The 18,015-nt window shown below is 47.6% G+C and carries 19 protein-coding genes and 1 pseudogene; 14 read left to right on the top strand and 6 right to left on the bottom strand.

Going from position 1 to position 18,015, the window contains the following annotated elements; translation table 11 throughout:
• Window positions 1–158: 158 nt before the first annotated feature.
• Window positions 159–509: a hypothetical protein gene (locus H6G45_RS10835; protein ID WP_190598453.1), complete on the top strand. Its 351-nt coding sequence runs from the start codon at window positions 159–161 to the stop codon at window positions 507–509.
• Window positions 510–516: 7 nt separating this feature from the next.
• On the opposite strand, the gene tnpA is transcribed toward H6G45_RS10835, so the two are convergent.
• A complete protein-coding gene (gene tnpA, locus H6G45_RS10830) occupies window positions 517–951 on the bottom strand; it encodes an IS200/IS605 family transposase (protein ID WP_190598452.1) in 435 nt (144 codons plus the stop codon).
• A gap of 70 nt (window positions 952–1,021) precedes the next feature.
• On the opposite strand from tnpA, the gene H6G45_RS10825 reads away from it, so the two are divergent.
• From H6G45_RS10825 to H6G45_RS10770, 11 genes are all read left to right on the top strand, one after another.
• Window positions 1,022–1,351: a hypothetical protein gene (locus tag H6G45_RS10825; RefSeq protein WP_190598451.1), complete on the top strand. Its 330-nt coding sequence runs from the start codon at window positions 1,022–1,024 to the stop codon at window positions 1,349–1,351.
• 161 nt (window positions 1,352–1,512) lie between these two features.
• Entirely contained in the window at window positions 1,513–2,472 is a 960-nt protein-coding gene (locus tag H6G45_RS10820) for a glutathione S-transferase family protein (protein ID WP_190598450.1), read from the top strand.
• 136 nt (window positions 2,473–2,608) lie between these two features.
• The gene (locus tag H6G45_RS10815; protein ID WP_190598449.1) at window positions 2,609–2,788 is read left to right on the top strand and encodes a hypothetical protein; all 180 of its coding nucleotides are present in this window, start codon (window positions 2,609–2,611) and stop codon (window positions 2,786–2,788) included.
• Window positions 2,776–3,729: a glycosyltransferase family 9 protein gene (locus tag H6G45_RS10810; RefSeq protein ID WP_190598448.1), complete on the top strand. Its 954-nt coding sequence runs from the start codon at window positions 2,776–2,778 to the stop codon at window positions 3,727–3,729. Before H6G45_RS10815 ends, H6G45_RS10810 begins: the two co-directional genes overlap by 13 nt.
• Before the next feature lie 136 nt (window positions 3,730–3,865).
• Window positions 3,866–4,255, top strand: coding sequence for a cyclic nucleotide-binding domain-containing protein (locus tag H6G45_RS10805; RefSeq protein WP_199309706.1), 390 nt, complete (start codon window positions 3,866–3,868; stop codon window positions 4,253–4,255).
• A gap of 146 nt (window positions 4,256–4,401) precedes the next feature.
• Window positions 4,402–5,049, top strand: a complete 648-nt coding sequence (hisIE, locus tag H6G45_RS10800) for a bifunctional phosphoribosyl-AMP cyclohydrolase/phosphoribosyl-ATP diphosphatase HisIE (RefSeq protein ID WP_190598447.1) — start codon at window positions 4,402–4,404, stop codon at window positions 5,047–5,049.
• Window positions 5,050–5,165: 116 nt separating this feature from the next.
• Window positions 5,166–6,296, top strand: a complete 1,131-nt coding sequence (locus H6G45_RS10795; RefSeq protein ID WP_190598446.1) for a GTP-binding protein — start codon at window positions 5,166–5,168, stop codon at window positions 6,294–6,296.
• 135 nt (window positions 6,297–6,431) lie between these two features.
• Entirely contained in the window at window positions 6,432–7,124 is a 693-nt protein-coding gene (locus tag H6G45_RS10790) for an ABC transporter permease (protein ID WP_190598455.1), read from the top strand.
• A gap of 769 nt (window positions 7,125–7,893) precedes the next feature.
• Entirely contained in the window at window positions 7,894–8,865 is a 972-nt protein-coding gene (sds, locus tag H6G45_RS10780; RefSeq protein ID WP_190598444.1) for a solanesyl diphosphate synthase, read from the top strand.
• A 68-nt stretch (window positions 8,866–8,933) separates the two neighbouring features.
• Window positions 8,934–9,608 (top strand): pseudouridine synthase, encoded by a 675-nt coding sequence (locus H6G45_RS10775; RefSeq protein ID WP_190598443.1) that lies wholly within the window; start codon window positions 8,934–8,936, stop codon window positions 9,606–9,608.
• A gap of 76 nt (window positions 9,609–9,684) precedes the next feature.
• Window positions 9,685–10,206, top strand: coding sequence for a hypothetical protein (locus tag H6G45_RS10770; RefSeq protein WP_190598454.1), 522 nt, complete (start codon window positions 9,685–9,687; stop codon window positions 10,204–10,206).
• A gap of 181 nt (window positions 10,207–10,387) precedes the next feature.
• On the opposite strand, the gene H6G45_RS10765 is transcribed toward H6G45_RS10770, so the two are convergent.
• The 4 genes from H6G45_RS10765 to gmd form a co-directional block, all read right to left on the bottom strand.
• Window positions 10,388–11,089, bottom strand: coding sequence for a GUN4 domain-containing protein (locus H6G45_RS10765; RefSeq protein ID WP_190598442.1), 702 nt, complete (start codon window positions 11,087–11,089; stop codon window positions 10,388–10,390).
• Window positions 11,090–11,299: 210 nt separating this feature from the next.
• Window positions 11,300–12,376, bottom strand: a complete 1,077-nt coding sequence (gene acsF / locus H6G45_RS10760) for a magnesium-protoporphyrin IX monomethyl ester (oxidative) cyclase (protein WP_190598441.1) — start codon at window positions 12,374–12,376, stop codon at window positions 11,300–11,302.
• Between the two features lie 164 nt (window positions 12,377–12,540).
• Entirely contained in the window at window positions 12,541–13,479 is a 939-nt protein-coding gene (locus tag H6G45_RS10755) for a GDP-L-fucose synthase (protein WP_190598440.1), read from the bottom strand.
• 170 nt (window positions 13,480–13,649) lie between these two features.
• Window positions 13,650–14,738, bottom strand: a complete 1,089-nt coding sequence (gmd, locus tag H6G45_RS10750) for a GDP-mannose 4,6-dehydratase (RefSeq protein ID WP_190598439.1) — start codon at window positions 14,736–14,738, stop codon at window positions 13,650–13,652.
• A gap of 316 nt (window positions 14,739–15,054) precedes the next feature.
• On the opposite strand from gmd, the gene H6G45_RS10745 reads away from it, so the two are divergent.
• Window positions 15,055–15,999, top strand: a complete 945-nt coding sequence (locus H6G45_RS10745) for a cation transporter (protein ID WP_190598438.1) — start codon at window positions 15,055–15,057, stop codon at window positions 15,997–15,999.
• A 118-nt stretch (window positions 16,000–16,117) separates the two neighbouring features.
• On the opposite strand, the gene ppk2 is transcribed toward H6G45_RS10745, so the two are convergent.
• The gene (gene ppk2, locus H6G45_RS10740; protein WP_199309704.1) at window positions 16,118–16,984 is read right to left on the bottom strand and encodes a polyphosphate kinase 2; all 867 of its coding nucleotides are present in this window, start codon (window positions 16,982–16,984) and stop codon (window positions 16,118–16,120) included.
• Between the two features lie 669 nt (window positions 16,985–17,653).
• On the opposite strand from ppk2, the pseudogene H6G45_RS10735 reads away from it, so the two are divergent.
• Window positions 17,654–18,015 (top strand): annotated as a pseudogene (locus H6G45_RS10735) (photosystem II q(b) protein); the annotation flags it as partial.

Here is an 18,015-nt window from a genome sequence, read left to right as displayed (position 1 = left end):
AATCTGTTGAAAAGTTAGCAGAAATTGGTGTTATGCTGAATTCTGCTACAACTAGACAGAACTATTTTACTCATTGTTGTTACTGTGCCAGCTAGATGCGGAATCCGCCGTAAAGTATTTATAAATCCCCTAAAATCAAGATTGAGAGAGTTATTGCCATGCCAAAGAAAAAGAAATCAGCCAGTTCTGGTTATGGGTGTTTTTTACTGTTTGTATTCTTGATCTTTCTGACTTCTCTTATTTCCAGATGTAGTGGGAATAGTCCCAGTCCCGATTATTCGCTCGAGAATGACGCAATAAATACAGATAATAACGTAATGCAAGAAAAAGAAGAGAGTGAGTTAATGCCAACTGCTAAACTTGTCTCAGATGAATCTGAATTCCGCAGGGATTTTGGAAAAGTAATGAACCTGTCACTTATTCTCTACCTTTCTGAAGATCCAGGTTTGTACAATCCGTATGAACTGAACCACTATGCACTGAAAGTACATAGATTCGTTGCGGGCTGAAAGCCCGCTACTCAAGCAGAAAGTTATCACGTTCTAAATTAGATGGATTTCGATGATGTTCGAGGTATTCTTCCACTAGCTTTTCTGTCATATTTCCTGTACTCCAGGCTCCGAACCCAATTGTCCAAAAGTGCTTCCCCCAGTAACGTTTTTGCAATTCAGGATATTCTTTCTGCAATAGTCTCGACGAACGCCCTTTCATTTTTCTGACCAAGTCACTTACAGATACACTCAGAGGATACTCGATAAGTATGTGGACATGATCTTTGCTCACTACTCCACTGAGAATTTTCACATCCTCGGCATCACATATCTGCATTATTAATTCTCGACATCTTTTCTTGATTTCTCCAGTCAGAACATGGTAACGATACTTGGTCACCCAGACGACATGGACAGTCAAGCGAGTTACCGTATGATTGCCTCTTCTATAATTTGACATTGGTCTGTCATCGCTAAATTTATTGCCCTAGAAGTATCCTAGCTAAAGCCTCCCACTAAAGTGGGTAGTTTTGACTAGCGTGTTTGAGACAATAAAATATGTCATTAGTTCGACTAGTGGACAAATATTTGAAGGATATGAACAAAATCTAAACTTCAACTCATGTAACTATGACCCACCACAAGGTTATAGTTACTGTGCAGAGATTATTTTAAAATCTAAGCAAACACCAGTAAAACCGGGACGTGTATCGAGTTCAGATCCGCAGCCAGTTCAGGACGGTGAATGGTGGATTTCAAAAGGAATTGAGTATCCATCATTCGATCCTATGAGTTATCAGATTGATCAAGTTGAAGTTGTTAATAGAGAATTAGGTCAAACAAAGTGGATTATAGAATAGTACGATCGCCAATCTAGTAGTAGCGTGGTCGATCATCAAAATTTTCCTTCTCGAATCCTAACAATCAATAGAAGGATGAAATGCCGATCGCCAGTTGCATTAGCAAAAGCAAGGGGGAACTTTCATAATGAGGCAACGGCAATCTTTAGCGCAAGGACATTATGGGTTTACTCGTCAACGGTATTTGGCAGGATCAGTGGTACGACACCGAAAGTACAGGGGGCCGATTTGTGCGGCAAGACTCCCAATTTCGCCATTGGATTACCCCCAATGGATCGCCTGGTCCCTCAGGTAATGCTGGGTTCAAAGCGGCAGCCGGGCGCTATCACCTTTATGTTTCCCTGGCCTGTCCTTGGGCGCACCGTACCTTAATCTTTCGTAAATTGAAGGGATTAGAGGAAATGATCAATGTTTCCGTTGTCCATTGGTTAATGCGAGAAAAGGGCTGGACCTTTGCCCCTGGCCCTGGGGTAGTGCCCGATCCCTTATTTAAGGCGGAATATCTTTACCAAATCTATACCCAGGCAAATGCCCAATATAGTGGTCGGGTGACAGTACCTATCCTGTGGGATAAAGAGACTCAGACCATTGTTAATAACGAATCGTCGGAAATTATCAGAATTTTTAACAGCGCCTTTGATGGGTTGGGAGCAAAGCCTGGGGATTATTATCCCGAAGCTCTCCGTGCCGAAATTGATGCCCTCAATGATCGGATTTATCACACTATTAATAATGGCGTTTATAAATGTGGGTTTGCCACGACCCAAACGGCCTATGAAGAGGCGATCGCCCCATTATTTGAGAGTTTAGATTGGTTAGAGGGGATTTTACAAGATCATCGATATTTAACCGGCGAACAAATTACCGAAGCGGATTGGCGTTTGTTTACCACCTTGATTCGTTTTGATGCGGTCTATGTGGGACATTTCAAATGTAATTTACGGCGAATTCAGGACTATCCCAACCTGCGGCTCTATCTACGGGACTTATACCAGCAACCTGGCATTGCTGAAACGGTCAATTTTCAACACATCAAGGGCCATTACTACGAAAGTCATTTAACCATTAACCCCACGGGAATTGTACCAATGGGGCCAGCGTTGGACCTACTGATCTCCTAAACATTGCCCGCGCCCCCAGACCAACCTTACTTTACTTAATATTTTGTTCCTAACATCCTCACCGTTATGGGTATCTAGTATGCCCTTCTGGCATTAGTTGTAAAATCAGAGCCCAAACCACGGCGAGAATAGCCATTTGATCATCAATCAAAAATCATTACCATGGAAGTTTTACGGCAAGGGAGAGCTCTCCTTGTTAATTGTCATAGATATTGCTGACATTGCTGGGGCTGGGATTGGCGAAAAAGTTGCTATAGTGAATCTGATTAAAACGCCCTTTGCTGCTGTTTCAGCTTTTGAACAATGCGCATCCTAGCCCTTGTCCCCGGTGGAATCTCTGAACAAATTCTGTTTTTCCCGACCCTTGCCACCCTCAAGGCGCAATATCCCCAGGCGACGATTGACGTGATTGTGGAACCTAGGGCTAAGTCGGCCTACAGGGTATGTGCTCAGGTTAATGAGGTACTGGCCTTCGATTATCGGGACCGCAACGGCCTAGCGGACTTTTTAAATTTGTTGGGCATTATTCGTGACCGGGAATACGAAGCGGTGGTGACGGTGGCCCGGCAATGGACAATTGAGTTACTTCTCTGGCTGAATGGCATTCCCCAACGGGTGGGTTACCAGGGCAGTGCCAGTTTCTTTTTGTCAGCGACAGTCCCTTTTAAGCCGGATCAATATGTTCCTTTCCTTTTTCATGATCTGACCCAAGGCTTTGGTATCAATCGACCCTGTCCTCCGTTGCAGATTACTCTGCCCAAGGCGGACATTGAGTGGATGGAAGCAACCCAGAAAAAGTTAGACCTGGGAAATGGGGGCTATGTGGTGCTTAATGGCGGGGCCATACGTCAACCGGACACGGGGGATTTTCCTTATCCCATTGCCCAGTGGCATGAAATCATCGAAGACATTAAGCAAAAACAACCGGGATTAAAAATTGTGCTGATCCCTCCAGCAGAGGACACTGGCTGGGTGCAGGCCATGCAGGATCACAATCCGGGGGCAATGGCCATACGTCCAGGGGATGTGGGTAAAATGGCGGCCCTCCTGGCGGGGGCTAACTTGGTGGTTTGCACGGAAGGGATTCCCATGCATTTGGCGATCGCCGTGGGGACATACACCGTTGCCATTCTGGGGAAAACTCCCGCCGCCCGCATTATTCCCCCGGATCAAGAAAAATTTATTGGTTTACAGGTGCCCAGTGGCAAAGAAGCGGATGTAAAACCGGCTTTAGTGTTAAAGAAAATTTGGCGCTAAATAACTATTTTAGAAAGTATCAATGGCGATGGTTGCCTCTTCCACTGATAGGATAGGGGCAAACTTTTTCTGTCCATTATCTGCTCTGGATGGTGGCTTTTCTTAGTCTTTGCTTAACCTTAGGAGAAACTTATTTATGACTAGCATTATGTTGAGTACCGTGAAAAATTATGGAAAAACAGTGGAAAAAACCTACAAGGCTGGGGAAGTGATTTTCCGGGAAGGGGCGGTGGAACTATCTATGTTTGGCATACTGGAAGGGCAAGTGGAAATGACTCTGAATGGCCAGTTAATTGAAACCATTGAAGCGGGGGGGATTTTTGGTATAGGGGCCATTGTCCATGGTGACCACCAGAGGACTTCTACGGCGATCGCCAAAACCGATTGCGTGTTGGTGGCCATGGACCGGGAGCGCTTTCTCTTTGTGGTACAGGAAACCCCCATGTTTGCCATAGAAGTGATCCAAAGCTATTCAGACCGCTACCGCAACCTCAAAAAGGTGTATGAAGCGGCGATCGCCGAATAAAAAAACTTACTTGAGCTTAAATTCAAGCCAGAGGACGGAGTGGGGACATGGCCTGGGCAACTTCCGGCCAGAATACGGCCAGTGATAGGCTAGAGAAATAAATATCCAGCCGTTCTGCGGGGCGGAGTTCCCCCATTATTCCTCTGATGTCCCACTCTGATTTGCCTTTGGCCAAGGCTGTGCCCTTAGATAAAATTCGCTACAACGACCAGGGATTGGTGCCGGCGATCGCCCAGGACTATTTGGACGGCACGGTGTTGATGTTGGCTTGGATGAACCAAGAAGCCCTGGCTAAAACCCTGGCCACGGGGCAGGTGTGGTATTGGAGCCGTTCCCGCCAAGAACTATGGCATAAGGGAGCCACCTCTGGTCATTTCCAAAAACTTTTGGGTATCCGCTACGACTGTGACAGTGATGCCTTATTGCTGACCATTGAGCAAAAAGGTGACATTGCTTGCCATACCGGGGAACGGAGTTGCTTCCACCAACTGGACGGGCATAAATCCGCTCCACCAGCGGATATGTTGACGGAATTGGCCCGGGTGATTGGTGATCGCCGGGATCATCCCACCCCTGAATCCTACACCTGCAAATTGTTGGCGGGGGGAGATAATAAAATCCTGAAAAAAATCGGTGAAGAAAGTGCGGAAGTGGTTATGGCCTGCAAGGATGACGATCCGGAAGCCATCGCCGGGGAAGTAGCGGATTTGTTCTATCACACCCTAGTGGCCCTGGCCCATCACAACGTCGATCTGCGGACCGTTTATCGCAAACTTGGCGATCGTCGCCAGTAACGGTGCCCAGCCTAGGTCACCCCAAAAAGCCGTGGTACCATGAAAAAACGTAGGGAGAACCCCGGCTTTTCCCGTAATTTCCTTGCCTCAAAATTTCTCAGTTTTTAGCAACTAATATGTCCACCGTTGACCATGCCCCCCAGACTTCAGAAGCGATGGCCATTCCCAAACAGGGATTGCCGGTAACCATCATCACTGGCTTTTTGGGCAGTGGTAAAACCACTCTTTTGAACTATATTTTGAGCAATCAACAGGGTCTCAAAACCGCCGTGTTGGTGAACGAATTTGGTGAAATTGGCATTGATAATGAATTGGTCATTGCCAGTGACGAAAACATGGTGGAATTGAGCAATGGTTGTGTCTGTTGCACCATTAACGAGGATTTAATTGAAGCGGTTTACAAAGTTCTAGAGCGGGAACAGAAAATTGATTATTTGGTGGTAGAAACCACCGGATTAGCGGATCCATTGCCCGTGGCTTTGACCTTTTTGGGCACTGAACTGCGGGACATGACCAGGCTGGATTCCATTGTCACCATGGTGGACTGTGAAAATTTCAGCTTAGATTTATTCAACAGCCAGGCCGCCCAAAGTCAGATTACCTACGGGGACATTATCGTTCTCAATAAAACCGATTTAGTGGATGAAGCGGAGGTGGATGCCCTGGAAGTGCGCCTGCGGGATCTAAAAACGGGGGCGAGAATTTTACGGAGCAAAAAAGCTGAAGTGCCCCTACCCCTCATTCTCAGCGTCGGTCTGTTTGAATCGGATAAGTATGCCCCTGAAGACCACGACCATAGCCATGATCATGACCATGATTGTGCCCCCGATTGTCAGGATCCCAGCCATGACCATAGTCATCACGGCCACGATCATCATCACCATGACCACGGCCATGGGAAAAAGTACAGCAGTGACCACTTAGAAATGGATGGTTTTACCTCCCTTTCTTTCCGCAGTGACCAGCCTTTTTCCATCCGTAAGTTCCAGTATTTTCTCGATAACCAATTGACCCCCAACATTTTCCGCGCTAAGGGGATTCTTTGGTTTAACGAAAGTCCGAAACGACATATTTTTCACCTTAGTGGCAAACGTTTTAGCCTCGAAGATGACCAATGGAACGGGGAAAAGTCCAATCAATTGGTGCTGATTGGCCAAAACCTAGACCACGACAAAATCCGCGAACAAATTAATCACTGTCTAAGTTTACCGTCGGAGAATAAGGGCAAAGGTTTTGGCAAGGGTTAACTGCAACCCCAGAATGATTCTTCTACCTTGTGACCCGTGATCAATTTTTCTACCTACCGCCGCGTTTTAGGTCTATTTTGGCAAACGGCGATCGCCGCTGAGTTGGAGTATCGCCTTAACTTTGTCATTGCCAGCGTGGGCAGTGTGGTGAATTTGGGAGGCAGTTTATTCAGCCTGTTCTTGTTCTATCGCACTGGTTATAGCTTTGCGGGCTGGAATTGGCAATCGGCCCTGGTGGTGCTGGGAATGTTCACCATTCTCCAGGGGTTAGCGGCCACCCTCTTTATTCCCAACCTGAACCGCATTGTCCGTTACGTGGAGCAAGGCACCCTAGATTTTGTGCTGTTGAAACCGATCAGCAGTCAGTTTTGGCTTTCCCTCCGGCAACTGTCTCCCTGGGGCGTACCGGATATTTGTTTTGGGCTGGGGCTAATTATCTATGCCGGGGTAACCTTAAATCTCCAAGGCGAGGATTTACTGCTGGGGGCTATGCTCCTTGGGTTGGGGGGCATTATCCTCTACAGCATCTGGTTTATGCTGGGGGCCACTAGCATTTGGTTTGTCAAAATTTATAACGTCACTGAAGTATTGAAGGGATTTCTTGAAGCTGGACGTTATCCCATGGTGGCCTATCCCGCCATTTACCGCATCTTTTTCACTTTTGTTATTCCCATCGCCTTTTTGACCACTGTGCCCGCAGAGGCTATGTTGGGTCGCCTAGAACCAATTTGGCTACTGGCAACAGCCGGATTGGCGATCGCCTTGTTGGCCCTTTCCCATTATTTTTGGCAGTTTGCCCTGCGGTTTTACACCAGTGCTTCCAGCTAATTCCCCTGTGAGTTCAAACAAACTTAATATGACGACTGAGAGAGCAAAGTTTGAATTCCCCCACAGAGGAGAAAACCAAACCTTTGCCCTGGCCAAAACAACTACCACTACCCCTAAGACAACTTAGGATTAAACCTAAAATCAAACTAGGGTTGTAGCTTGTTAGTTTGATGATCAATGACATATTTAAGGAGTAACAAACCCCCGTAAATTGTCAGAATGTATGCCGATGCCACTAACAATATCTTCAAAACCATAGTGTCCCTCAAAAACATTAACTATTGTGATTAATTTGGTTGTCATGATCTGCCATCCCACCCAAGACCAACTCCGAGGGAAGCACATTTCTTTGGTTCCTGACCCGGGGGCAATGTTTCGAGGACTCCGTAATCCTTCTCCCTTGCTCAACGCCCTGGAATCAATGTTATTTTTCTCTAGAATCTCCCACTGTCCCGATCGCCAGGGGCGCAGATATAGTACTAATGAGTACGATTCCACGCATAAAAACCGGGGATTAGACAAAACCTAGACCCTGGAGAGCTCTTTGTAATTGATTGCAAATCCTTACCCTTAGCCTAACACAGCCAGCCCGAGTCCGGGGATCTTTTTTTGCTCCGGCATCAACGCAAAAGTAGAACAAAATTTAGTCAAGGGCGGCGATCGCCCCAAAAACCCAGAATCGACATTTTTAGTTCACGAGAGGTTATCTTAAAATAAGCATCAAGATATGTAAACTTTCGTAAACACATCTGCCAAGTTTGGCCAGCCGATGATCTCCACTACCTCCCTGTTTGCCCCCGTTGACCAAGACCTCCGTTTGTTGACGGATAACCTCAAGCGGCTTGTCGGTGCTCGGCATCCTATTCTGGGGGCGGCGGCGGAACATTTATTCGAGGCTGGGGGTAAGCGGGTGCGGCCGGCGATCGTGTTGTTGGTGTCGAGGGCAACCCTGTTGGATCAAGAATTAACGGCGCGCCATCGACGGCTGGCGGAAATTACCGAGATGATCCACACCGCTAGTTTGGTCCACGATGACGTGGTGGATGAGGCAGATCTGCGGCGTAACGTGCCCACGGTGAATAGTTTGTTTGACAATCGGGTAGCAGTGCTGGCAGGGGACTTTCTCTTTGCCCAATCTTCGTGGTATCTGGCTAATTTAGATAATTTGGAAGTGGTGAAATTATTATCGGAAGTAATTCGTGACTTTGCAGAGGGAGAAATTCTCCAAAGTATTAACCGTTTTGACACCGATACTAACTTAGAGACTTATTTGGAAAAAAGTTATTTTAAGACCGCCTCCCTGATTGCCAACAGTGCCAAAGCAGCGGGGGTGTTGAGTGATGCTCCCCGGGAAGTATGCGATCATCTTTACGAATATGGCAAACATTTGGGCTTAGCGTTCCAGATTGTGGACGATATTTTAGATTTCACTTCCCCTACTGAAGTTTTGGGGAAACCGGCGGGGTCGGACTTAATCAGCGGCAACATCACAGCACCGGCCTTATTTGCTATCGAAAAATATCCTCTGCTCGGTAAATTAATTGAACGGGAATTTGCCCAGGCGGGGGATTTAGATCAAGCTTTGGAATTGGTAGAACAAGGGGACGGCATCCGGCGATCGAGGGAATTGGCCGCCCACCAAGCGCAACTGGCCCGGCAACATTTGAGTGTGTTGGAAATGTCCGCTCCGAGGGAATCCCTGTTGGAATTGGTGGACTATGTGCTTGGTCGCTTGCATTAGGGCTTTTCCTTGGGGGGCTAATTTTCCCGTAAACTAGCCTATTCAATCAATTAGTTAAGACTTTGGCAGTGCCAGCAACGATAGTTTTCCATAAACCCTACGGGGTTCTGTGCCAATTTACCGATAACTCGGACAACCCCCGACCGACCTTGAAGGACTATATCGACTTGCCGGATTTGTATCCAGTGGGGAGACTAGACCGGGATAGTGAGGGACTATTACTGCTGACTAGCAACGGTAAACTGCAACATCGTTTGGCCCACCGGGAGTTTGCCCACCAACGCACCTATTTTGTCCAGGTGGAAGGGGCACCAACGACCGCAGACCTAGAACCCCTACGGCGGGGCATAGCTTTGGGGGATTACCGTACCAGACCGGCGATCGCCGACATTATTACTGAACCAGATTTTCCCCCCAGAAATCCCCCCATTCGTTACCGGGCTACCATTCCCACCAGTTGGTTGAGCATTACCCTAACGGAGGGGCGTAATCGTCAAGTGCGGCGGATGACAGCGGCGGTGGGCTTCCCTACCCTGCGACTGGTGCGGGTGCAAATGACAGTAACGGGCCGCTCTCCTCAACGGGGTAAAGGTAAATCAGCAGCACCTTGGCATCTAGCCCTAGAAAATTTGAGTCCGGGGCAATGGCGACCCCTGACCCCCTGGGAAGAAAATTTTTGTCAGCAACTGTTGGCCGGCCCATCCCCCCCCACTCGGCCCAGGAAAACTGGCGATCGCCGTTAATTAGAACTATCTTCACCGCCAGGGCATTAAAATGGGGAATATAGCCAAGCCCCATATCCAGTTAAATATCCCGTTTATGTCCTATCTGATCGCCGTGGTGGCCAACCGTATTGCTGCCGAAGAAGCTTATACAACCTTGGAACAGGCCGGATTTGCCCAAAAGAATTTGACCATCATTGGCACAGGTTATAAAACCGCTGACGAATTTGGCCTAGTAGACCCGAAAAAACAAGCCCTCAAAAGGGCAAAGCTGATGGCCATCTGGTTAGTACCCTTTGGTTTCGCCGCCGGCTATTGCTTTAACCTCATCACCGGCTTGAGCACTTTAGATTGGGCTGGAGACCCCGGTAACCACATTGTGGGCGGCCTGTTGGGGGCGATCGGTGGTGCCATGGGGAGCTTCTTTGTTGGTGGTGGCGTGGGCTTAAGCTTTGGCAGTGGGGATAGCCTGCCCTATCGCAATCTACTCCAAGCAGGGAAATATTTGGTAGTAGTGGCCGGTGGTGAACTGCAAAAACAACGGGCAACCAATCTACTCCGACCCCTTAATCCCGAATATCTCCAGGGTTACACCGCCCCCGATGAAGTGCTGGTGTAGAAATCCAGAGATTCGGTCTGACTACGGCAAAGATCCGTTAGCACTCAAGGTTAGTGATGGAACGCCAAGCCGTTGCAGCTAGGTTGGGACTTCTCTTCCCTAAAGGCAAGGGGTTCCCCAGATTAACCCTTTTGCGGCCGAGCTGACAGTGCCCCGGATGAACACCGCTCAAAGGAAAAGATTACCAACCGTATTGGGACCAAACTGGATGACTGTAAAGGAATTCCGCTACCCTTACTCCCCGCAATTGATTTAACAGGGGTAAATGACCCTGGGGGGCTGACAAATCCCAGGTAAAACCCTTCGGCCAGCGAGTCCAAACATTGCCGCTTTTCCAACCAATTTTGGGCCAGAGCTTGGTGAATTCTTTGCCGGAAGCTAGCCACAGTCGTCGTTGCACCGAAAAGCCGAAATTACCGTTGGAGTGGAGCCACCAAAGGGCATTAATGGTGTGGAGGTCTAGGGCAGGAAATTTTTCCACCTCGGTGAAATATAACCATTGCCGTTGACTGGCCCCGGGCCCCGCCAGTTCACAGAGCTTGTCCCTGGTAATTTCATCGGCGCTTTCAAAATCTTGGCGTGCTAGGGCCTCCTGGAGCGACAGATAATCAACGCCCTGGGCTGATTGTAGGGGAAAAATGCCTGTGGGGTAATTCTGCTGGAGTTGGGCCGTGATGGCTTCCTGTCCTAAATTTCGGAGGGTCTGGTAGGTAGTTCCCACCACCAAGAGTGGTTTTTCTAGGGGGGTATTTTTGGCCAAATAATCGAGCAGTACCCCCTGGCCTTCTTCTCCCATTGCTGCCAAAGCGGCGATCGCCGTTAACTGTTTTTTTTCTGAAGCATCATGGAGTTGTTGGGAGAGTTCGGTCAAATTATCAGACATAGAAACAGCGGGATTAATCAGCCTTCAAACCCCATTATCCGCCATGATTGCGGCGAACACACCGCCAAAAAATTTTCAGCCAGGAAAAAAGCCCCAAAAATTCTACCTAAACCTGGCAAAATTCTTGAGGCGCATTTACTTCATTCACTTACAAACCAGATTGAGCCAACTCAAACCGGTTCAGGTACATCTATCTAGCGGAGGATAGTCCTAGCGCACAACTCCGGCATACTGTTCCACGGAGATGGGCTTCATGAAATAGAGTTTGATAAATTGCCAGCCGTTGGAGGCAAAAATGGGCAACTTCCGCAGGGCTTTAACAAAACCAGGGCCACCGGAAGCATCGATCGCCCGTAGGCCTTCATTGTTAGTCACACAGGTTTCCAGGCGATCATAAAATTCAGGATTGTTGACATCGAGAATAATGGGGAACACCCGCCCAGCGGTTTCGTTGGTTTTCTCAATGACTTCCTTATCGTAGCTCCGGGCTTCCAAACCTAAACAGGCATAGAAATCCGCCCGTTGGGTATCGTTGAGATACATGGTGGCAAAGACAGAAAGCAGGAAGAAACGACACCAGAGCTTAGCTTTCCAATCGTTGAGGGTGTGGGGTTGGGCCCGCATAATCGCATCAAAGAAATCCCCGTGGCGGTTTTCGTCCTGGCACCAGTTTTCGAAGAACTCAAAAATGGGATAGATGCAATCGTTGGGATTTTTCTCCAAATGACGATAGATGGTGATGTAACGCCAATAGCCAATTTTCTCGGAAAGATAGGTGGCGTAGAAAATAAACTTAGGTTTAAAGAAGGTATATTTACGGCTCTTAGTCAAAAAGCCCAAATCCAGGGACAGGTTAAAGTCCGACATGGCTTTGTTGAGGAACCCAGCATGGCGAGCCTCATCCCGGGACATGAGGTTAAAGCATTCCGCCAACAGGGGATTTTTATTTTTGAGGCGCCGGCCCAATTCTTTATAGAGCAGAAAGCCAGAAAATTCTGCGGTGCAGGAACGTTCCAGGAATTCCACAAACAATTGACGTTTTTCACCGTCGATGTGATCCCAAGACTTATCAAAGGACTCATTGCGAACAAAGTGATGGCGATTGTAGTCCACCCGAAATTCTTCAAGGATGGCCCGCAACTCGTCTTCGTTGGGAGAAATATCCATTTTTGCCACCTCGTCGAAGTCGGTGGTGTAAAAACGGGGGGTGAGGATGGTTTCCTTGGCGGGAGCCTTAACACCGGGACGGATTTCATCAAATCCAGGCTTTTCGAGGGTATTAACCATAGAGTTGTTTAAAATAGTTTCCTTAACAAAGTTTGCTCGCCATCAAACCAATGGGCAGACCGTGATCGTTAGTGTAACAAGGGTTGAAACGGGGTTTCTAGAAAGATGGCCCAACTGTTACAAACTGTTACGTCTTCCGCCTCAATGGGGAACTTTTGCGGTAGTTAGCCCCGTTTTTGTCGATACCAAGCAATGGTATTTTTCAATCCTTCCCGCAGGGACACCTGGGCCTCAAAGTTAAACTCCGCTTTGGCTTTGGTGGTATCCAAACAGCGGCGGGGCTGGCCATTGGGTTGATCGGTTTCCCAAATAATTTCCCCGTCGAACTCCATTAATTCACAGATTAGTTCCGTTAAATCTTTAATGGAAATCTCAAAATTGGTGCCTAGGTTAACGGGGTCTGGTTTGTCGTAGGCTTGGGCGCCCATAACAATGCCCCGGGCCGCATCGGTGGAGTAGAGAAATTCCCTAGTAGGACTGCCATCGCCCCATACTGGGAGTTGTTTGTCGCCCCTTTGCTGAGCTTCGTAAACCTTATGGATTAGGGCCGGAATCACATGGGAACTGCGGGGGTCAAAGTTATCCTCCGGGCCGTAAAGGTTCACTGGCAATAGGTAAATGCCATTAAAACCATACTGCAAACGGTAGGACTCTAACTGTACTAACAAAGCTTTCTTGGCCACACCATAGGGGGCGTTAGTTTCTTCGGGGTAACCGTTCCACAAATCCTCTTCCTTGAAGGGAACGGGGGTAAATTTGGGATAGGCGCAGATGGTACCCACACAAACGAATTTTTTTACTCCGGCTTCATAGGCGGCGTGGATTAACTGCACCCCCATCATCAAGTTGTCGTAGAACAATTCGGCGGGTTTTTCCCGGTTTAAACCAATACCCCCCACGTGGGCCGCTAGGTGAATGACAATGTCCTGATTTTCCACTGCCTGCTCACAGGCTGACGCTTGCCGCAAATCACAATCCTTGGAGCGGGGAATGGTAATTTTTTGGCGATCGCCACCGGCCGCAATTAGTTGGGCAACGACCTGTTTGCCTAAAAAGCCGGCTCCACCGGTGACCAAAATACGCTGATTTTCTAAGGAAAGCATGGTTGGTAAAGAAAATATTGAATTAAGGAAGGGGTTAGCCAAGTCTCTGTGCGCCCCCTAAGTCCTGCAAAAATAGGGGACTTTTATCTCTGTTCCCCCAAAATTTGGAGGCTAGGAAGAGTTGCTAAAGTGCCTTATATTGAGGCAGTAGTTAACACGGTCAACCCAGATTAATCGACAGCATGGCCATTCTGGCTCCGAATGAAGGCCATGTCCTGGGTCATCAGCTCCCGAACCCTTTCACTCTGGTTAGGGGAAGTTAAACCAAGAACGGCTAAGTCTGCCTCCACCATTAAATGAACCAATTCTGTGAAGCTGACGGAGGGTTGCCAACCTAATTGAGCTTTCGTTTTAGTTGGATCACCAATCAATAGATCCACTTCGGCGGGGCGCAAATAGCGTTCATCAAAGGCGACATAGTCCTGCCAGTTGAGGTTGACGTAACCAAAGGCAATTTCTAAAAATTCCTTAACTTCGTGGGTTTCCCCTGTGGCTACCACATAGTCATCGGGCTGTTCCTGTTGCAACATGGCCCACATGGCCCGCACATAATCCTTGGCGTAACCCCAATCCCTTTTGGAGTCGATATTGCCCAAATACAGTTTCTTTTGGGTGCCGGCCACAATTCTGGCGATCGCCCTGGTAATTTTGCGGGTTACGAAAGTCTCTCCACGGCGGGGGGACTCGTGGTTGAACAAAATGCCATTACAGGCAAACAAATTGTAGGACTCGCGATAGTTAACCGTTTGCCAATGGCCGTAAACCTTGGCACAGGCGTAGGGACTACGGGGATAAAAGGGGGTGGTTTCCTTTTGGGGAATTTCCTGGACTTTACCAAACATTTCCGAAGAACCAGCTTGATAGAACCTTACCTGGATGCCGGTGCGGTGTTGGTAATCCCGAATTGCTTCCAAGAGACGTAGCGTTCCCATGGCCACCGAATCCACCGTATATTCCGGGGAATCAAAGCTCACCCGCACGTGGGATTGGGCTCCCAGATTATAAATCTCCGTCGGTTTAACGTCTTCCAGGATGCGGCGGAGGGTGGTGCCGTCGGTTAAATCACCGTAATGGAGTCGGAGTTTGGCCTCAGGATCATGGGGATCAACATAAAGATGATCGATGCGGTCGGTATTGAAAGTGGAAGTACGACGGATGATGCCATGGACCTGGTAGCCCTTTTCCAACAACAATTCACTCAGATAGGAGCCATCCTGCCCCGTGATGCCTGTCAGCAAAGCAACTTTAGACTTTGACATTAGTTAATTTTTCCCCATTACCCCAAAATACATTCCCCTAAAAATATCAGAATCTTTGCCCAGATGCCGACCTTCTGGCGATCGCCATGGTGACCAATGATTCTGGCTTTGGCATTCTGGCCGACATTGGCCAAATGTTAATGGAGCACTGTGGCGGGACCCAGGGGCAATATGACGAATAAATTCAAGTTTGCCATGGGGATATGGGACGCAACTGCATCCCCGACTATTATCTAAACTGAAAAGAGTTTGGCAAAGGCTCAACTAAATGCGGGGGTCTGAGCTTAGTCGCCGATGCAAAGTTAAAAAGATCACCATGGTTTCTTCCTCCACCTCCCTGACTATTCTTGAAAAACGCTCCCTCAAAATAGCCCGCTTCGGCAATGTGATTATGGCGATCGCCGGCATTTTAACAGCCTGGATGGCCAATGCCGATGCATTACTGGTGGATGGTTTATATTCTGGTATTAACTTTTTGTCATCTCTGGTTGCTGCAAGGGTAGGGGAATCGGTCATGCGACCCTGGGATAAAACTCGACCCTTTGGCTACTACGCCGATGAAGCAATTTATATTACATTTCGTTCGGTGATTTTATTGGGCATCCTTGCCTTTGCCGTATTTTCCGCCATCACAAAGATCATTGCCTATGCCTCTGGCCATGAGTTTTCAGAGATCGTCCTCGGTCTGATTGTAATTTATTCAGTGGGGATGACAGTCATCTGCGGCGGGTTATATTACGTCCATCGTTACTATTGGCTCAAAACAGGCAAAAGAAGCGATATTCTCAAGACCGAACAGCAATCGGCATTAATTGATGGCGTTATCAGTGCCGCAGTAGGTCTGGCCTTTGGACTGGCACCCCTGTTAAAAAACACTCCCCTGCACTTCATTCTGCCGGTAATTGATTCGGTTATTGTACTAGTGCTAGTGGCTTTGATAATTAATCAACCCATCCGATCATTTTTAAATGCCTTAGCTGAGATTGCGGGAGAATCATCCTCCCCCAGGGTTATTGCCAGTATCCATGAAGCTTTATCTGAAGCCATTCCCGAGGCAATGGACTATACGTTAATCGATGTGGCCTCGTCAAAACTAGGCAGATTTCATGTGGTCATGATTTATCTAAATGTTCATCATCCTATCCAGGGTGAGTTGGTAGATGAACTACGCCTCAGCATTAAGTCTGCCTGTGAAAAGCGCATTGGACTGGTGGAAGTGGAAGTCATTCTAACCGCTACGCCCCGTCTTTTGGCCAGATAACTGAAGGGACAAATTTGCCGTCCTAAAATTCTGTTTCCCCAGTTCCAGTCTGCCCCCTGAATCGATCCATTAAAGCGACTGTAATGAGGGGGGCTTTTAAAACACTATTTAAGGCTTGCTAATACCTTTGTGGTACAAAAAATTGTTCATTGAGGGGGGGACGAACGTAACTATGGGGGGCGATCGTCCGGGGAGGTAACTCCAGCGGCTCTGGGGTCATATCAACATAAGGAATTTTGCTTAAAACATGGTTAATACAATTAAGACGAGCCCGTTTTTTATCGTCGGCTTCCACCGTGAACCAGGGAGCTTCTGGGATATTAGTGTGAGCAAACATATTATCCTTAGCCTGGGAATATTCTACCCATCGGTCCCTTGACTCCAAATCCATGGGACTGAGTTTCCAACGACGGGCAGGATCGGTAGTACGGGACTGAAAACGCCGTTCTTGCTCTTCATCGCTGACTGAAAACCAATATTTCAGCAAAATGATGCCAGAACGAACCAACATCCGTTCAAATTCCGGACATGTATGCATAAATTCTTGATACTGCTCCTCAGTGCAAAATCCCATCACCCGTTCCACACCAGCACGATTGTACCAGCTGCGATCAAAGCAGACAATCTCTCCGCCGGCAGGTAAATGGGGAACGTAACGCTGAAAATACCATTCCGTCTTCTCTCGATCACTGGGGGTTCCCAAGGCAACGACCCTACAGCCCCGGGGATTTAAGGGTTCGGTAATGCGCTTGATGGTTCCCCCTTTGCCAGCGGCATCCCGCCCTTCAAACAAAATGACAATGCGGGTGCCAGTGTGTTTCACCCAATATTGCATTTTCACTAATTCAAGCTGTAATCGAGCTAGTTCATCTTCATACTTTTTCTTTGGGAGTTTGGAGCTACCTTCTCCCTCTGACAAGCGAGGCACTTGATCCGTAGTCAAACTTTGTTTATCTTGCTTAGCTTTTTTGGATTTTTTTGTCATTCCAATTCCTGTAATTTCCTAGGTTACTGGTCTATAAAGGTTAAAAAACCTTGATATGAGCATCTAGTCATCCCCCCCTCCCCCTGCTTTAACAGAGGTGTCTGCATTCAGATCTATTTTAGAGACAAATAACAATTGAACGGTGTTGAATGCTACGAAATATCAAGTTATTTGGGGATTTTTTTCCCTAGAAGCTGAACTTGGACTATGGGAGAAAAACATTACCTAACTTATTTCTTGGACAATGAAAAATTTACTAAACTTAACTAAAAAAACAGATAGGAGCATTAATGAATGGTGAAATTTAGCGGTCAGGAGCAAAATTTTCCTGCCAGTTAAATACCAAATATCTTCTATCTTGGATGCTAAAAATATCCGAGTCCGTCGGTAGAAAATACCATCTAGGTGATGTGAGGAAAATTGAGGAGGAACATGGATAGGTTTAGCACCCTTCCGTTCGATCTCGTTTTTCCGGTTTTTCCTGCCCCACTTACCTAGCAGAGAATCTCCCCTCGCAGACGCAAGCAAAAGAAAAACTCATCTTGTTGATAAACATTGCCTATATTAATTTTCCGTTACAAAGCTTTACAAAAGCCCCAATAATCCTTTAAGGTGTTAACAGTCAGTTCTAATCTGAACCTTGACAAATACATAAGGAATTATAACCAAATGACAACGACTCTCCAACAGCGCGAAAGCGCTTCCTTGTGGGAACAGTTTTGTCAGTGGGTGACCTCTACCAACAACCGGATCTATGTCGGTTGGTTCGGTACTTTGATGATCCCCACCCTCTTAACTGCCACCACCTGCTTCATCATTGCCTTCATCGCCGCTCCTCCCGTCGACATCGACGGTATCCGTGAGCCCGTTGCTGGTTCTTTGCTCTACGGTAACAACATCATCTCTGGTGCTGTTGTACCTTCTTCCAACGCCATTGGTCTTCACTTCTACCCCATCTGGGAAGCTGCTTCCTTAGATGAGTGGTTGTACAACGGTGGTCCTTACCAGTTGGTAGTATTCCACTTCCTCAT

This window comes from Synechocystis sp. FACHB-383, assembly GCF_014698605.1.
In the GTDB taxonomy this organism is placed as follows: domain Bacteria; phylum Cyanobacteriota; class Cyanobacteriia; order Cyanobacteriales; family Microcystaceae; genus Synechocystis; species Synechocystis salina.
The sequence above is the reverse complement of the archived record's forward strand: the minus strand, read 5'-3'. Positions and strand labels throughout refer to the sequence as shown.

Excerpts from the sequence above, each read along its gene's own strand:
- H6G45_RS10835 (WP_190598453.1), top strand. The coding sequence starts at position 159 with ATGCCAAAGAAAAAGAAATCAGCCAGTTCTGGTTATGGGTGTTTTTTA.
- tnpA (WP_190598452.1), bottom strand. The coding sequence starts at position 951 with ATGTCAAATTATAGAAGAGGCAATCATACGGTAACTCGCTTGACTGTC.
- H6G45_RS10820 (WP_190598450.1), top strand. The coding sequence starts at position 1,513 with ATGGGTTTACTCGTCAACGGTATTTGGCAGGATCAGTGGTACGACACC.
- H6G45_RS10810 (WP_190598448.1), top strand. The coding sequence starts at position 2,776 with ATGCGCATCCTAGCCCTTGTCCCCGGTGGAATCTCTGAACAAATTCTG.
- H6G45_RS10805 (WP_199309706.1), top strand. The coding sequence starts at position 3,866 with ATGACTAGCATTATGTTGAGTACCGTGAAAAATTATGGAAAAACAGTG.
- hisIE (WP_190598447.1), top strand. The coding sequence starts at position 4,402 with ATGTCCCACTCTGATTTGCCTTTGGCCAAGGCTGTGCCCTTAGATAAA.
- H6G45_RS10795 (WP_190598446.1), top strand. The coding sequence starts at position 5,166 with ATGTCCACCGTTGACCATGCCCCCCAGACTTCAGAAGCGATGGCCATT.
- sds (WP_190598444.1), top strand. The coding sequence starts at position 7,894 with ATGATCTCCACTACCTCCCTGTTTGCCCCCGTTGACCAAGACCTCCGT.
- H6G45_RS10770 (WP_190598454.1), top strand. The coding sequence starts at position 9,685 with ATGTCCTATCTGATCGCCGTGGTGGCCAACCGTATTGCTGCCGAAGAA.
- H6G45_RS10765 (WP_190598442.1), bottom strand. The coding sequence starts at position 11,089 with ATGTCTGATAATTTGACCGAACTCTCCCAACAACTCCATGATGCTTCA.
- acsF (WP_190598441.1), bottom strand. The coding sequence starts at position 12,376 with ATGGTTAATACCCTCGAAAAGCCTGGATTTGATGAAATCCGTCCCGGT.
- H6G45_RS10755 (WP_190598440.1), bottom strand. The coding sequence starts at position 13,479 with ATGCTTTCCTTAGAAAATCAGCGTATTTTGGTCACCGGTGGAGCCGGC.
- gmd (WP_190598439.1), bottom strand. The coding sequence starts at position 14,738 with ATGTCAAAGTCTAAAGTTGCTTTGCTGACAGGCATCACGGGGCAGGAT.
- H6G45_RS10745 (WP_190598438.1), top strand. The coding sequence starts at position 15,055 with ATGGTTTCTTCCTCCACCTCCCTGACTATTCTTGAAAAACGCTCCCTC.
- ppk2 (WP_199309704.1), bottom strand. The coding sequence starts at position 16,984 with ATGACAAAAAAATCCAAAAAAGCTAAGCAAGATAAACAAAGTTTGACT.